Source organism: Methylopila jiangsuensis (assembly GCF_027922305.1).
GTDB lineage: Bacteria > Pseudomonadota > Alphaproteobacteria > Rhizobiales > Methylopilaceae > Methylopila > Methylopila jiangsuensis.
In genome coordinates, this window is record NZ_BSFK01000003.1 from 88,297 (window position 1) to 102,046 (window position 13,750).

Annotated in this window: 13 protein-coding genes; 11 read left to right on the forward strand and 2 right to left on the reverse strand. The window is 69.5% G+C overall.

The window, feature by feature from the left end; translation table 11 throughout:
• Positions 1 to 40 precede the first annotated feature (40 nt).
• Positions 41 to 2,185, reverse strand: a complete 2,145-nt coding sequence (locus PKE85_RS01070; RefSeq protein ID WP_271202943.1) for a heavy metal translocating P-type ATPase — start codon at positions 2,183 to 2,185, stop codon at positions 41 to 43.
• A 66-nt stretch (positions 2,186 to 2,251) separates the two neighbouring features.
• On the opposite strand from PKE85_RS01070, the gene PKE85_RS01075 reads away from it, so the two are divergent.
• From PKE85_RS01075 to PKE85_RS01120, 10 genes are all read left to right on the forward strand, one after another.
• Positions 2,252 to 2,677, forward strand: coding sequence for a MerR family transcriptional regulator (locus tag PKE85_RS01075; protein WP_271202944.1), 426 nt, complete (start codon positions 2,252 to 2,254; stop codon positions 2,675 to 2,677).
• Positions 2,678 to 2,772: 95 nt separating this feature from the next.
• Positions 2,773 to 3,174: a hypothetical protein gene (locus tag PKE85_RS01080; RefSeq protein WP_271202945.1), complete on the forward strand. Its 402-nt coding sequence runs from the start codon at positions 2,773 to 2,775 to the stop codon at positions 3,172 to 3,174.
• Between the two features lie 74 nt (positions 3,175 to 3,248).
• Complete coding sequence (locus tag PKE85_RS01085) at positions 3,249 to 4,520, forward strand: TolC family protein (RefSeq protein ID WP_271202946.1); 1,272 nt, start codon at positions 3,249 to 3,251, stop codon at positions 4,518 to 4,520.
• The gene (locus PKE85_RS01090) at positions 4,517 to 4,894 is read left to right on the forward strand and encodes a hypothetical protein (protein ID WP_271202947.1); all 378 of its coding nucleotides are present in this window, start codon (positions 4,517 to 4,519) and stop codon (positions 4,892 to 4,894) included. Before PKE85_RS01085 ends, PKE85_RS01090 begins: the two co-directional genes overlap by 4 nt.
• Positions 4,891 to 6,423: a divalent metal ion exporter adaptor subunit IhpB gene (ihpB, locus tag PKE85_RS17645; RefSeq protein ID WP_309299063.1), complete on the forward strand. Its 1,533-nt coding sequence runs from the start codon at positions 4,891 to 4,893 to the stop codon at positions 6,421 to 6,423. The genes PKE85_RS01090 and ihpB overlap by 4 nt, the downstream gene beginning before the upstream one ends.
• 25 nt (positions 6,424 to 6,448) lie before the next feature.
• The gene (locus tag PKE85_RS01100) at positions 6,449 to 9,661 is read left to right on the forward strand and encodes an efflux RND transporter permease subunit (RefSeq protein WP_271202954.1); all 3,213 of its coding nucleotides are present in this window, start codon (positions 6,449 to 6,451) and stop codon (positions 9,659 to 9,661) included.
• On the forward strand, positions 9,658 to 10,128 hold the full coding sequence (locus tag PKE85_RS01105) for a hypothetical protein (RefSeq protein WP_271202948.1): 471 nt from the start codon (positions 9,658 to 9,660) through the stop codon (positions 10,126 to 10,128). The genes PKE85_RS01100 and PKE85_RS01105 overlap by 4 nt, the downstream gene beginning before the upstream one ends.
• 11 nt (positions 10,129 to 10,139) lie before the next feature.
• Positions 10,140 to 11,102 carry a cation diffusion facilitator family transporter gene (locus tag PKE85_RS01110; RefSeq protein ID WP_271202949.1) on the forward strand — a complete coding sequence of 321 codons (963 nt, stop codon included), beginning with the start codon at positions 10,140 to 10,142 and terminating at the stop codon, positions 11,100 to 11,102.
• Positions 11,092 to 11,463 (forward strand): hypothetical protein, encoded by a 372-nt coding sequence (locus PKE85_RS01115; protein ID WP_271202950.1) that lies wholly within the window; start codon positions 11,092 to 11,094, stop codon positions 11,461 to 11,463. The genes PKE85_RS01110 and PKE85_RS01115 overlap by 11 nt, the downstream gene beginning before the upstream one ends.
• 119 nt (positions 11,464 to 11,582) lie before the next feature.
• Positions 11,583 to 12,248, forward strand: a complete 666-nt coding sequence (locus tag PKE85_RS01120; protein ID WP_271202951.1) for a Crp/Fnr family transcriptional regulator — start codon at positions 11,583 to 11,585, stop codon at positions 12,246 to 12,248.
• 79 nt (positions 12,249 to 12,327) lie between these two features.
• Here the strand turns inward: PKE85_RS01120 and PKE85_RS01125 are convergent, their stop codons facing one another.
• Positions 12,328 to 12,546 carry a hypothetical protein gene (locus PKE85_RS01125; protein WP_261405535.1) on the reverse strand — a complete coding sequence of 73 codons (219 nt, stop codon included), beginning with the start codon at positions 12,544 to 12,546 and terminating at the stop codon, positions 12,328 to 12,330.
• A gap of 153 nt (positions 12,547 to 12,699) precedes the next feature.
• Between PKE85_RS01125 and PKE85_RS01130 the strand changes: the two genes are divergently transcribed.
• The gene (locus PKE85_RS01130; RefSeq protein ID WP_271202952.1) at positions 12,700 to 13,164 is read left to right on the forward strand and encodes a DUF411 domain-containing protein; all 465 of its coding nucleotides are present in this window, start codon (positions 12,700 to 12,702) and stop codon (positions 13,162 to 13,164) included.
• Positions 13,165 to 13,750 lie beyond the last annotated feature (586 nt).

Consider the following 13,750-nt stretch of genomic DNA (forward strand, 5'->3'; position numbering starts at 1 on the left):
TTGTGGGGGTCGAGCAAACCTATGATGGCCTTGTCGGCATTCACCGTCGTCGAGACGGCGCCGCAGGATCGAAGCGCAGCAGACGGAGCGCGTTCGCGGTGACCAGCACGGTCGCCCCGGTGTCGGCCAGGATCGCCATCCAGAGCGGGGTCGCGCCGATCAGGGTCGCGACCAGGAACGCCCCCTTCAGGCCAAGCGCCAGCGTGACGTTGACCCAGATGTTCGACAGCGTGGCGCGCGACAGCATCACGAGCTCCGCCACGCCGCCGACGCGGTCCTTGAGCAGCGCCGCATCCGCGGTCTCGAGCGCCACGTCGGTTCCGCCGCCCATCGCCACGCCGACCGAAGCCGCGGCGAGCGCCGGGGCGTCGTTCACGCCGTCGCCGACCATCGCGACCGGACCGCCGACCTTCAGCGAGGCGATGGCCTTGAGCTTGGCGTCGGGAAGCAGCTCGGCGCTGTAGGCGACGCCGAGATCGGCGGCGATGGCGCCTGCGGCGCGCGCGTTGTCCCCGGTGAGCATGACGGTGTGCAGGCCAAGCTCGCGCAGACGCGCCAGCCCCGTCTTCGCGTCCTCGCGCGGGCGGTCCTTCAGGGCGATCAGTCCAAGCACCCTCTTGCCCTCGCTCACGACCACGACGGTCGCGCCCTCGGTCTCAAGCACCGCGACCCGTTCGGCCGCCTCGGCGGTCAGGACGCCTTCCTCGGAGGCGTGCCGCGGCGAGCCGACGGAGACGAAGCCCGATGACAGCCGGGCCGTCACCGCCTTGCCGGGAACCGCGTTCCCGCCGCCGAACGCGCGGGGGATCTCGACCGCCCGCGCCTCGGCCTCCTCGATGATCGCCAGCCCGAGCGGATGGCTCGAGCTGCGCTCGACCGCGGCGGCCTTGGCGAGGACGGCCTCGACCGCGCCGTCCAGCGCCACGACCTCGACGACCTTCGGCCGCCCCTCGGTCAGCGTGCCCGTCTTGTCGAACGCCACCGTCTTGACGCGCCCGAGCGTCTCGAGCGCGGCCCCGCCCTTGATGAGCAATCCGCGGCGCGCGCCCGACGCGAGGCCCGAGGCGACCGCCGCGGGCGTCGAGATCACCAGCGCGCAGGGGCACGCGATCAGGAGCACCGCCAGCCCGCGGTAGATCCAGGTCTGCCAGTCGCCGTCCGCGGCCAGCGGCGGGACCACGATGACGGCGAGCGCGAACGCCATGGCGGCTGGCGTGTACCAGCGGCTAAAGCGCTCGATGAAGCGCGCGGTCGGAGCCTTCGATCCTTGCGCTTCCTCGACCATGTGGACGATGCGGGCGATCGTGTTGTCGGCGGCCGCCTTGGTGATCGTCACGTGCAGTTCGCCGTTGGCGTTGACGCTGCCCGCATAGACGCTGGCGCCGACCTCCTTGAGCACGGGCCGTGACTCGCCAGTGATCGGCGCCTCGTTCACCTCGGAGGTCCCTTCGGAGACCGTCCCGTCCGACGGGATGCGGTCTCCGGGTCGGACCAGCACGAGATCCCCGACCTCGAGGTCGGATGCCGGGACCGTCTCGATCGCGCCGCCGCGGATGCGCCGGGCGGAGCGCGGGATCAGGTCAACGAGCGCCTTCACCCCCGCCCGGGCGCGGCTCGCCGCCACGCCCTCGAGCAGTTCGCCGACGGCGAACAGGAACACCACGACGGCCGCCTCCGGAGCTTCGCCGATGGCGATAGCGCCGACGGCCGCGACCGACATCAGGGTCTCGATGCTAAAGGGCGTGCCGTTGAGCGCGCCGGCGACGGCGCGGCGGGCGATGGGGACGAGGCCGAGAGCCGCGGCGGCCACGTAAGGCCAATCCGACCATGCGGGCCCGGCGAACGACAGGCCCCAGGCCGCGGCGAGCAGCGCCCCGGTCGCGAGCACCAGCCGCCCCTTGGAGGATGCGTGCCAGGCACCGTCGTGGCCGCCATGGTCATGCGAGGGAGCGGAGCCGGGAGCCCTCGGATCGAGCGCCTTGAACCCGAGGCTGTCGACCTTGGCCCGGATTGTCTCGCGGCTCGTTCGGTCCTCGTCGACCGTGATCGACATCGAGGACGCGGAGACGCTGACCTCGACCTCCGCGACGCCCGGCAGGCGACGCATGGCGGTCTCGATCTTCGCGGCGCAGGACCCGCAGTCCATGCCCTCGATGCGGAGCTTCAGCGCGCTGGCGGCGGCCATTTCGTCACCTCGACAATTCCGACGTGACGCACGATATGGACCCTGTAGCAACTACAGGGTCAAGCGATGTCTGACACGTTCGCGATCGGCGAGCTCGGGCGGGCGACCGACACCAAGGTCGAGACCGTCCGCTACTACGAGCGCATCGGCCTGCTGGCCGCGCCGCCGCGCACCTCGGGCAACTACCGCGCCTACGACCGCGGCCACCTCAATCGCCTGAGCTTCATCCGCCGCTCGCGCGACCTCGGTTTCTCGCTCGACCAGGTCCGTGCGCTGCTCGACCTCGCGGATCAGCGCGACCGCCCCTGCGAGGCCGTGGACGAGATCGCGCGGGGCCACCTCGCCGAGGTCGAGCGCAAGATCGCCGACCTCGAGGCGCTGCGCGACGAGCTTCGCGGGATGGTGCGGCAATGCGGCCACGGGTCGGTCCGCGACTGCCGGATCATCGAGGCGCTTTCGCCCGGCGACGCCCTGGCCGCGGCGCCCGGTTAAGGAGACGTTGACGGCTTGCGGCCACCATCCGATCGTGGGGTCGTGGCGGCCACGGGACTTGACACCGCCCCCCGTTTCCCCGGATGCGTTGCAGCATGGACGTTCTGTCGAAGGCGAGATCAACCCGTGCCTGGCGCTTCTGCGTCCGGGTTGCGTTCGCCCTTTGCCTGGTCGTCTTCGGCGTCGGTGACGCCATCGAGCGCGGCTTCTCGGGCCACGTGGGTCTCGATTCGGCGCTGACCTACGCGGTCTCGGTCGAATCCATGGCCAGCGTCGCGACCGACCATTCCGGCATCCACATCGATGGCCAGTCCGGTACCGTGGACATAGACGGACAAACTGCCTGCCATGCTTGCCATGGTTCGTCCGCTTTGCCGCAGCCCATGCTGCAGGTCGCCTCGGCACCGCGCGCACTTGGCACATCCCCCGCATGGGCCTCCGTGCCGTCAGCCGCGGGACACGAACCCCTCGTCGACCTTCCTCCGCCTCGAGCCTGACCTGACGGATTTCGTGTCGGCGCGCGCCTGAGACACCGCGCTCGCCTCCGCTCGTCAGTTCATCAGGTCAGGTCATGCTTTTCAGAACCCGCGCGCTTGCGCTGGGGGTGGCGATCGCGCTGCTTCCCGCGCCGGCGACGCACGCCGCGCCGTCGTCGCGGTCGCTCACACTGTCACAGGCGCTGTCGCGCGCCGTCGCCTCCTCCCCTGGTCTCGCCGCGGCGGACCGGGAGATCGGGGCGGCGGGCGGCCGGAGCCTCCAGTCCGGCGTCTTCCCCAACCCCGAGCTCTCCGCAGAGCTCGACAACGCCTTCGGCTCCAAGCTCAAGCGCAATCTCGAGACCGCCGAGACCACGCTCCAGATCAGCCAGCTCTTCGAGCTTGGCGGCAAGCGCGAGGCTCGGATGGCGATCGCGGCCGCCGACATCGACGCTGCGCGCTGGGACCGGGCCGCGACGCGGCTGCAGGTTCTCGCCGAGACCGCCGAGGCGTTCGCAAGGACCCTTGGCGCGCAAGCCCGCGTGGCGGAGCTCGAGGAACAGGTCGACGACCTCGACCGCCTTACCCCGCTGCTCCAGCGGCGGGTCGAGGCGGGCGCGTCTTCGAGCGCGGAGATCTCCCGCGGCCGTCTCGCCACCGAGACCACGCGGGTCGAACTCGCAAAAGCTCGCGCCAGCTTCCAGGCGGCCCGGCGCGAGCTGTCGGTCATGATTGGGGAAAAGGCTCCGTCCTTCGCCTCCGTCGGCGGCGACCTCTCGCGCATCGGCGCGCCGCCCTCGTTCGACAGCCTGATGTCTCGGGCGCTGCAGACCCCTCAGCTCACGCGCTTCACGGCGGTGAGGGCCCAGCGCCGGGCGCTGCTCGCGGCCGCGCAGGCCAAGGCCGTGCCGGACATCACGGCGGGCGTGGGCTGGCGGCACTACCGCGAGGACCGGTCGAACGCCGTGATGGCCTCGCTCAGCTTGCCCCTTCCGGTGTTCGACCGGAACCAGGGCGGCGTAATCGAGGCGAACGAGACGCTCGCCAAAACCGAGGCCGAGAAGGCCGCGGCCCAGCGGACCCTGACCGTGCTCGTTGGCAACGCTTACGAGGCGATGAGGGGCTCCTACGACGAGGCCCGGCTCATCCGCGCCAACGTGCTGCCCGTCGCCCGCGAGGCCTACGACAGCATCCGCTCCGGCTACGGCGAGGGCCGCTACTCGCTGCTCGAGCTGCTCGACGCGCGCGCCGCGCTGTCGGAAGCCTCGCTCAAGGAGATCGACGCCCTCGTCTCCTTCCACTCATCGCTCGCCAGTCTCGAAGGCCTGACGGGATCCGCCCTCGTTCTGTCCCGGAGAGACAAATGACCTTCCTCAAAACCGCCTCCGCGGCGGCCGCGCTCCTGCTCGCCTCCGCCACTGTTTCGCTGGCGGCGCCCGCATCGACGCCCCGCGTCGTCCCGCTGCCCGGCTACGACGGCGCCTGGGTCTATGACGGCCGCACGCCGCCGACCTGCAACGCCCGCGACGTCCGCGTGCGCCACTTCGCGGGCGACGGTCATGCCGACACGCATGCCGACCACGCCCACCTCGGCCACGGCCACAAATGGTCGAAGCGGAACTTCAAGGGCTACCCGACGAAGCCGCCCTGCTACGTGCGCCGCGCCTCCGCCCAATCCGAAACCCCTGCCGACCTCGCGACCGCCGCGACCCGCAACGCCCTGTCCGGAGACCTGTCATGAGCCGCTCCTTCGCACGCGACGCCGCCGTCCTCGTGGTCGGGGGTCTCATCGGGGCCGGCGGCCTCTACGCCGCTCAAGTTGGACCGTCCGCGGTCGCAACCCAGGCGCTCGCGCTCTACTCCGGCCTGATGGGCGGTGACGGCCACGCACACGCCGAAGCCCCGAAGGCGCTCGCCGCCGCGGACGGTCACAAGGAAGGCGACGGCCATGCCCACGGCAAGGACGGCGCCCATTCGAAGGACGACGGCCACGGTCACGGCAAGGAGGACGACCACTCCAAGGACGACGGCCACGGCCATGGTTCCGGCAAGGACGATGGGCATGGCCACGGCAAGGACGACGGTCACGGCCACGACAAGCCGAAGCCCAAGGCCGACGCAGGCGCCCCGATCCAGGTCGCGGCCGCCGACGACCACAAGGAGGGCGACGGCCATGCCCACGGCAAGGAGGACGCGCACTCCAAGGATGATGGGCACGACCATGGGAAGGACGATGCCCATTCCAAGGACGACGGCCACGGACACGGGTCGGGCAAGGACGACGGGCACGGGCATGGCGCGGATGACGGCCACGGCCACGACAAGCCGAAGCCGAAGGCCGACGCCGGGGGCGAAGCGCCCCTGAAGGTCGCGGCCGTCGACGCCAAGGACGACGGGCACGGCCACGGCGCCGAGAAGGAGGACGACGGCCACGGCCATGGGGCCGAGCTCCCCGAGGGCGTCGTCGAGCTGGGCGAGGCCAAGGTGAAGGCCGCGGGCATCGCTCTTGGCAAGGCGGGCGCCTCGACGCTCCGCAAGGAACTCCAGCTCAACGGCATCGTGCAGGCGAACCAGGAAGCGGTCGTGCAGGTCACGCCGCGCTTCCCCGGCGTGGTCCGCACGCTGTCGAAGCGCCTCGGCGACCAGGTGAAGAAAGGCGAGCTGCTCGCGGTCGTCGAGAGCAACCAGAGCCTCACCACCTACGAGCTGAAGGCCCCGATGGCGGGCGTGGTCACCGAGCGGCAGGCCTCGCTCGGCGAATACGTCTCCGAGCAGAAGCCCGCCTTCGTCATCACCGACCTCTCGACGCTCTGGGTCGACTTCTCGGTCTACCGCCGCGACCTCGCGAAGGTCGCGGTCGGCGAGACGGTGCGGATCGACCCCGAGGACGGCGGAGAGCCGATCGAGGCGAAGATCTCCTACCTGTCGCCGATCGGGGCCGCGGACACCCAGAGCGCTGTCGCGCGCGCCGTTATTCCGAACGACGGCCGCTTCCGGCCGGGCCTGTTCGCGACGGGTGCGGTCGCGACCGCCGAGCAGTCCGTGCCGCTCGCCGTGTCGATCGACGCGGTGCAGTCGCTCGAAGGCCGCGACGTCGTGTTCGTCCGCGAGGGCGACCGCTTCGCCGCCCGCGACGTGACGCTTGGCCGCCGGGACGGACGGTCCGTCGAGGTCGTCATGGGTCTCAAGGGAGGCGAGGCCTACGCCTCGAGGAACAGCTTCGTCGTGAAGGCAGAGCTCGCAAAGGGAAGCGCGAGCCATGAGCACTGAGGCGGGCGACTACAAGCCCAATGGCCTGATCGAACGGATCCTGGCGTTCTCCATCGCGCAGCGGTGGATGGTGGTGTTCGCCTGCCTGGCCGTCGCGGGCTTCGGCGTCTTCAACTTCCTGCGCCTGCCGATCGACGCGGTGCCGGACATCACCAACGTCCAGGTCCAGATCAACACGACCGCCCCCGGCTTCTCGCCTCTCGAGGTCGAGCAGCGCATCACCTTCCCGCTCGAGACCAGCCTCGGCGGCCTGCCGGACCTCGACTACACGCGGTCGCTGTCGCGCTACGGGCTCAGCCAGGTCACGGTCGTGTTCAAGGACGGGACCGACATCTATTTCGCCCGCCAGCTCGTGAACGAGCGGCTGCAGCAGGCCAAGGACCAGTTGCCCGCAGGGATCGAGACCGCCATGGGGCCGATCTCCACGGGCCTCGGCGAGATCTACAACTACGTCGTCGACGCCAAGCCCGGCGCGAAGAAGCCCGACGGCTCGGACTACAGCCCCGCGGACCTCAGGACGATCCAGGACTGGATCATCACCCCGCAGCTCCGCACCGTGCCGGGCGTCGTCGAGGTCAACACGATCGGTGGCTATGAGCGCCAGCTCCACGTGCTGCCGAACCCGGCGCGGCTGATGGCCTACGGGCTCACGTTCCGCGACGTGATGACGGCGCTCGCGACCAACAACGCCAATGTCGGCGCCGGCTACATCGAACGGAACGGCGAGCAGTATCTCGTCCGCACCCCCGGCCAGGCGCTGACGGCGGAAGACGTCGGCGGCATCGTCGTGAACTCCCACGCCGGAACTCCCGTCCGTGTTTCGGACGTCGCCGAGGTCAAGGACGGGCGCGAACTCCGCAACGGCGCGGCGACGCTCAACGGCCACGAGGTCGTGCTCGGCACCACCATGCTGCTGATCGGCGAGAACAGCCGCACCGTCGCCGAGCGCGTCGCCAACAAGCTCGGCGAGATCCAGAAGTCGCTGCCCGAGGGGATCGAGGCTCGCTCCGTCTACGACCGCTCGACGCTGGTCGAGGCGACCATCGCGACCGTCGAGAAGAACCTCGTCGAAGGCGCGCTGTTCGTCATCGCGGTGCTGTTCCTGCTGCTCGGCAACATCCGCGCCGCCATCGTCACCGCCTTCGTGATCCCGCTCTCCATGCTCTTCACCATCACGGGCATGGTCGAGAACAAGGTCTCGGCGAACCTGATGAGCCTCGGGGCGATCGACTTCGGCATCATAATCGACGGCGCCGTGATCATCGTGGAGAACTGCCTGAGGCTGCTCGCGCATGAGCAGGAACGGCGCGGCCGGCTGCTGACGATGCAGGAGCGGTTCTCGACGATCCTGGCGGGATCGAGCGAAGTCATCCGACCGAGCCTCTTCGGCACCATGATCATCGCGGTGGTCTACCTGCCAGTGCTCACCCTCACGGGGGTCGAGGGCAAGATGTTCACGCCGATGGCGCTTACCGTGCTGATGGCGCTGCTCGGCGCGTCGATCTTCTCGATGACCTTCGTCCCCGCGGCGATCGCGATCTTCGTCTCCGGCAAGGTGTCGGAGAAGGAGAACTGGTTCATGCGCGCCGCTCGTGTGACCTACGAACCCCTGCTTGGCCTCATGATCAAGCTGCGCTGGGTCGTGGCCCCGGCCGCGGTCGCGCTGGTCGTCGTGACCGGGATTGCGGCCTCCCGCATGGGCGGCGAGTTCATCCCGAGCCTCGACGAGGGCGACGCAGCGATTCAGGCGCTGCGCGTGCCGGGCACCAGCCTCACCCAGTCGCTGGAGATGCAGGGAGCGCTCGAAAAGCGCCTCATGCAGCTTCCCGAGGTGAAGGAGGTGTTCGCCCGCACGGGCGTCGCCGAGGTCGCGACCGACGCCATGCCGCCCTCGATCTCGGACGGTTACATCATGCTGAAGCCAAGGTCGGAGTGGCCAAACCCCAAGAAGACCAAGGCCGAGCTGATGGAGGACGTGGAGAAGGCCGCGGAGGAGATTCCCGGCTCGAACTACGAGCTCTCGCAGCCGATCCAGCTCCGCTTCAACGAGCTGATCTCGGGCGTGCGTTCGGATGTCGGCGTGAAGATCTTCGGCGACGATCTCGACACGCTGCTCAAGGTGGCGGGCGAGGTCCAGACCGTCCTTACGAAGGTGCCCGGCGCCGCGGACGTGAAGACCGAGCAGGTCACCGGCCTGCCGATCCTCACGGTGAAGCTCAACCGCACCGCTCTCTCCCGTTACGGGGTGAGCGTCGGTGACGTGCAGGAGATCGTCGAGATCGCGGTCGGCGGCAAGGAGGCCGGACAGATCTTCGAGGGCGATCGACGCTTCGACATCGTGGTGCGGCTGCCCGAGCGGCTCCGCACCGACATCGAGGCGCTGAAGAACATCCCGGTCCCGCTGCCGACCCCGGACGGCAACGACGCGCAGGCCAGTCCTGCGGTCCTGGGAGGTCCGCCGTCTTCCCGCACGCGTTACGTGCCGCTTTCCTCGCTTGCCTCGCTCGAGGTGGCTCCCGGACCGAACCAGATCAGCCGCGAGAACGGCAAGCGCCGCATCGTGGTCTCGGCGAACGTCCGCGACCGCGACCTCGGCTCCTTCGTCGGCGACGCGCAGCGGGCGATCGGAGAACAGGTCAAGCTGCCTTCCGGCTACTGGATCGGCTGGGGCGGGCAGTTCGAGCAGCTCGTCTCCGCCACACAGCGGTTGACTATCGTCGTCCCGATCGCGCTCGGGCTTATCTTCGTGCTGCTGTTCATGAGCCTCGGCTCGTTCAAGGACGCGGCGCTCGTGTTCTCGGGCGTGCCGCTCGCGCTCACGGGTGGCGTTGCTGCGCTGTTGATCCGCGACATCCCGCTCTCGATCAGCGCGGGCATCGGGTTCATCGCGCTGTCCGGCGTGGCGGTGCTGAACGGCCTCGTCATCATCGCGTTCATCCAGAAACTCCGCGACCAGGGGTTGGATTTGGTCGAGGCGGTGAAGGAGGGCGCGCTGACAAGGCTTCGTCCGGTGCTCATGACCGCGATGGTGGCCTCGCTCGGCTTCGTGCCGATGGCCATCGCGACCGGGCCGGGCGCGGAGGTGCAGCGTCCTCTCGCGACCGTCGTGATCGGCGGGATCGTGTCGTCCACGATCCTGACCCTGCTCGTGCTGCCGGCCCTCTACGTGCTGTTCACGCGGCGCCGGAAGCCGGACCCGGCTCCCGAGCCGGATGCAGCCGTGGCGGCCGCGTCATGAGGGCCGCGGCCGTCGGCGCGGCTGTGCTCGCTCTCGCGCTGGGGACATCGTCCCCGGCGCGGGCGCTCAACGAGGACGTGATGCGCAACGTCCTGTCTTCGGTGTTCCTGGCCCAGAACTTCACGGCCGTCTGCGTGAAGGTCGATCCCGACTTCGCCCGGGAGACGGGAGGGAAGGACGGAGACGCCTCCAAGGTCATCGCCCACATGAAGGACGAGATCCTCGCGACAATGTCGCGAGAGGAGGCCGCGCAGATCGTCGTCAGCGCCGCCGGAGCCGCCCGCGCGGTCGGCCTCGGCATGATCCGCTCGCTTTCAGGCGGATCGGTCGAGGAACAGACGGATCGGGTCAGGACGCTCTGCGAGGGCACGGCGAAGCCGCTGGTGAAGGGACTCGTCGAGAACCATGACGAGCGACACGAGTTCTTCGAGCAGATGCTCAAGGACGCGCGCCAGGGCCGCGGCTGAGGACGGCGACGATGACCGCACACGACGATCACGCCGGGCACGACCATGGTGGCGAAGATCATTCCGGCCATTCCCATGGACCGGGCGGGCACTCCCATGCGCCCACGAGCTTCGGCAAGGCGTTCGCGATCGGCATCGGGCTCAACACCGTCTTCGTCGTCATCGAGGCGGGCTACGGCTACGCCAGCAACTCGCTCGCCCTCGTGGCGGACGCGGGCCACAACCTGTCCGACGTTCTCGGCCTCGTGGTCGCCTGGATCGCCGCGACCTTGGCGAGCCGACCGCCGTCGCCGCGCTTCTCCTACGGCCTGCGCTCGTCCTCGATCATGGCGGCGCTGTTCAACGCGATCTTTCTGCTGATCGCGGTCGGGATGATCACCTGGGAGGCGATCCAGCGCTTCTTCGACCCCCAGCCCGTCGCCGGCGTGACCGTCATGGTCGTCGCCGCCATCGGCGTGCTGATCAACGGTTTCACCGCGTTCCTGTTCATGTCCGGGCGCAAGGGCGACATCAACATCAAGGGCGCCTACCTCCACATGGTCGCCGACGCCGGGGTCTCGGTCGCCGTGATCGTCGCCGGGCTGCTGGTGATCGTGACCGGATGGGAATGGCTCGACCCCGTCGTGAGCCTGATGATAGCCGCGGTGATCACGATCGGGACGTGGGGACTGCTGCGCGACAGCGTGACGATGTCGCTCGACGCGACCCCGCCCGGCATCGACCCGGCGGCCGTCGCCGCCTTCCTTCAGGAACGTCCGGGGGTCATCGAGGTCCACGACCTCCACGTCTGGCCGATGAGCACGACCGAGACGGCGCTCACCGCGCACCTCGTCATGCCCTCGGGCCACCCGGGCGACGCGGCCATGCGCTTGATCGCCCAGGAGCTCGAGGAGCGCTTCGGCATCGCCCACCCGACGATTCAGATCGAGCTCTCGACGGGCTCTTGTCCGCTGGCCCCCGCCCATGCGGTCTGAGGCCGGGACACGCGCCGCGGGTTTCTTCCGCGCGCTTGCGGGCAAGGCGGCGGCGCTTGCGACGCTCGTCGCCCTGCTGCTGCTCGCAGTGTCCCACGTCGAGATCGATCACGCCTCCCGCCTTGCGCCGGCCTCCGGCCAGCAGGCCGTGCTCGTGAGCTCCGCGCCCTGCTCGTCCGCCGCGCTCGGCCATGCGGGCTCGGGCGCCGCCGAGTGCTCCGCCCCGTGCGTCGCGCCGCTTCCGGCCGCCCTCGGTTCATGGGCGGCGATCGCCCAGCGGTCCCCGTCGGTCCGGTCCCCGTGCCCCGGCCTCGACGGCGTACACGTCGGTCTCGCCACTCCGCCTCCCCGGATCGCCTGATCGCGCCGTCCGGCGGATGCGGCGACGCCGTTCCGCCGATCTTGCTTTCAGCGACGCGTCCCTGACGCGACGGCCGACGCCGTCAGCGGGACGTAAGGACCGACTCCGGGAACGAAGACATGATCACCCACTCATCCTGCGCGCACCCCGCGCATCAAGCGGACGACCTCGACCTGCTCGCGACCATCGAGGGCCACCAGATCGAGCTGCTCGCCCGTCGGATCCGGCTTCCCCGCGGGACGAAGCTCGACCTGCCGGGTCGGCACGGCTCCACGCTGGTCTTGGCCTCGGGAAGACTGTCGGCCGAGACGATCACGTCCGACGGGCACGAGGCCTTCGCGGCCGACGTCGAGCCGGGCGACGTGATCGGCGAGGCCTTCGCGTTCGAGCGCTGCGACACGCCGTTCGAGGTGGTGGCCGACGAGGCGTCCGAGGCCTGGTGTTTCGAGGCGCGCGACTTCGCGGCCGCGTTCGAGCGCCACCCCGCCTTCGCCAAGGCGGTGGTGCGCGCGATGTGCCGTCGGCAGTGCCGGACGCTTCAGAGGATGTCGGAGGTCATGACCCTGCCGATGGCGGGCAGGCTGGAGGCCGAGCTGCTGCGGCTGGCGGCCTGCGACCCGTCGGGCCGGACGATCGGGCGGCTACCGACGCATCGGCAGATCGCATCGCGCATCGCGACGCAGCGGGAGGCGGTGACCAAGGAGCTGAGCCGTCTCGAGCGGCAAGGCGCGATCCGCAAGGAGCGCCATGGCCTGAGGCTTGTCGGACCTAGCTGGAACCCCTGAGTTTGGGCGGGCCAGCCCCGGGAAGGGCTGGCCCTGCGGCGCCGTCAGGGTTGGAGACCAATGACGGCGCCGGTTCGGATCAGCGCGCGATCACGCGGCTGGGGTCGTGGCGGTTGGTCGCCTCACGGTCCACGCTGCCCGTCCGCTCGCCGGACAGGACGCTGAAGTCCGGCACGCTGTCGTAGAAGTCGGCGCTGTCGCGCAGGTGCTGGTTCGTCGAGTTGGCGGGCCCGGTCCCCGCAGTCGCGGCCGCGACCGAGGACATCAGGACGAGGGCGGCGGCGATCATGGTCTTCATCGTGGGTCACTCCCTTGTGGAAGCTCGTCTTGAGCTTGGGACCACGATGCGGGCAGGCCCGGATTCGCCGGGTGGAAAGTCCCACATCAGCGGACAACTGGACGTGAGCCGGGCGTGTGCGAAGGTGGCCGGGAAAGAAGGAGGGCGACGCCCATGACGATGGACCGCAGGACGTTCACGCTGGTGACGGCAGGGGTGGCGCTGCTTCTCCCGGGCGGGGTCCGCGCCGCTCCGGCGATGACCGTCCACAAGGATCCGACCTGCGGCTGCTGCGAGGCCTGGGTCGATCACGTCCGCGCGGCCGGCTACGAGGCGCGGGTCGTCGAGGTCGCGTCCATCAACGCCGTCAAGGCGAAGCTCGGCGTGCCCCCCGGCCTGCGGTCCTGCCACACGGCCGAGATCGACGGCTACGTGCTCGAGGGCCACGTTCCCGCGGCGGCGATCGCGAGGCTGCTCACCGAGCGCCCGAATGTGCGAGGTCTCGCCGTGCCCGGGATGCCGATCGGCTCGCCGGGCATGGAGGTCGAGGGCCGCGAACCGGAGGCCTACGACGTGATGGCTTTTGGCGAGGGCGAGCCTCGGGCCATGATGCGGTTCCGCGGAGGCGTCGCGCTTTAGTACTTCGTCCGGAGGCAGAAGCTAGGTCCGCTTCTCGGCGGCCATGCAGTGTCCGCTATTGGCGCCGAGCGGCAGTATGGCAGGGGTCTCGGGCTGACCCTTCTCGGCCCCTCGGAAGGTCTGCTTTCGGTAGGCTGATAGGCATAGAATGACCAAGTTCTGCTGAAGTCCGCTGCCACGCTTCAGGCCATCGCGGGCCGGGATGCAATTACCGTCGAGCTGACCGCCGACGACAAAAGAGCATGCGGTCTTGACCCCATATACGTCATAGGTCGTCGTGTCGGAGTTCAATGCCGATATCTGGCCGAACGAAAATCTCAGCCTTGTGCCCGGCGCATGAAGCTTGCGGCGCGTCTCCAAGCCGCGACCGTCTGGCCCGAGACACATCGAGCACAACCGCCCAGTCCTTGTCCGTCATCTGCTTCGGCTTAGTGTAGATGACGAAAAATTCACGCATGAGTCTCGTAAGACCCGCCGGCAACCCCGCCGACGCGGCCTTCCAAAATCCCCAACCGCCTTAGGGTCAGGACTCGTTGATCACAGCCAGAAGATGACGGTGGCAGCGAGGGCGATGGCGGAGAAGAAG

Coding starts and splice junctions, on each gene's coding strand:
- PKE85_RS01120 (WP_271202951.1), top strand. CDS start 11,583: ATGATCACCCACTCATCCTGCGCGCACCCCGCGCATCAAGCGGACGAC.
- PKE85_RS01130 (WP_271202952.1), top strand. CDS start 12,700: ATGACGATGGACCGCAGGACGTTCACGCTGGTGACGGCAGGGGTGGCG.
- PKE85_RS01105 (WP_271202948.1), top strand. CDS start 9,658: ATGAGGGCCGCGGCCGTCGGCGCGGCTGTGCTCGCTCTCGCGCTGGGG.
- PKE85_RS01125 (WP_261405535.1), bottom strand. CDS start 12,546: ATGAAGACCATGATCGCCGCCGCCCTCGTCCTGATGTCCTCGGTCGCG.
- ihpB (WP_309299063.1), top strand. CDS start 4,891: ATGAGCCGCTCCTTCGCACGCGACGCCGCCGTCCTCGTGGTCGGGGGT.
- PKE85_RS01070 (WP_271202943.1), bottom strand. CDS start 2,185: ATGGCCGCCGCCAGCGCGCTGAAGCTCCGCATCGAGGGCATGGACTGC.
- PKE85_RS01115 (WP_271202950.1), top strand. CDS start 11,092: ATGCGGTCTGAGGCCGGGACACGCGCCGCGGGTTTCTTCCGCGCGCTT.
- PKE85_RS01090 (WP_271202947.1), top strand. CDS start 4,517: ATGACCTTCCTCAAAACCGCCTCCGCGGCGGCCGCGCTCCTGCTCGCC.
- PKE85_RS01080 (WP_271202945.1), top strand. CDS start 2,773: ATGGACGTTCTGTCGAAGGCGAGATCAACCCGTGCCTGGCGCTTCTGC.
- PKE85_RS01075 (WP_271202944.1), top strand. CDS start 2,252: ATGTCTGACACGTTCGCGATCGGCGAGCTCGGGCGGGCGACCGACACC.
- PKE85_RS01110 (WP_271202949.1), top strand. CDS start 10,140: ATGACCGCACACGACGATCACGCCGGGCACGACCATGGTGGCGAAGAT.
- PKE85_RS01085 (WP_271202946.1), top strand. CDS start 3,249: ATGCTTTTCAGAACCCGCGCGCTTGCGCTGGGGGTGGCGATCGCGCTG.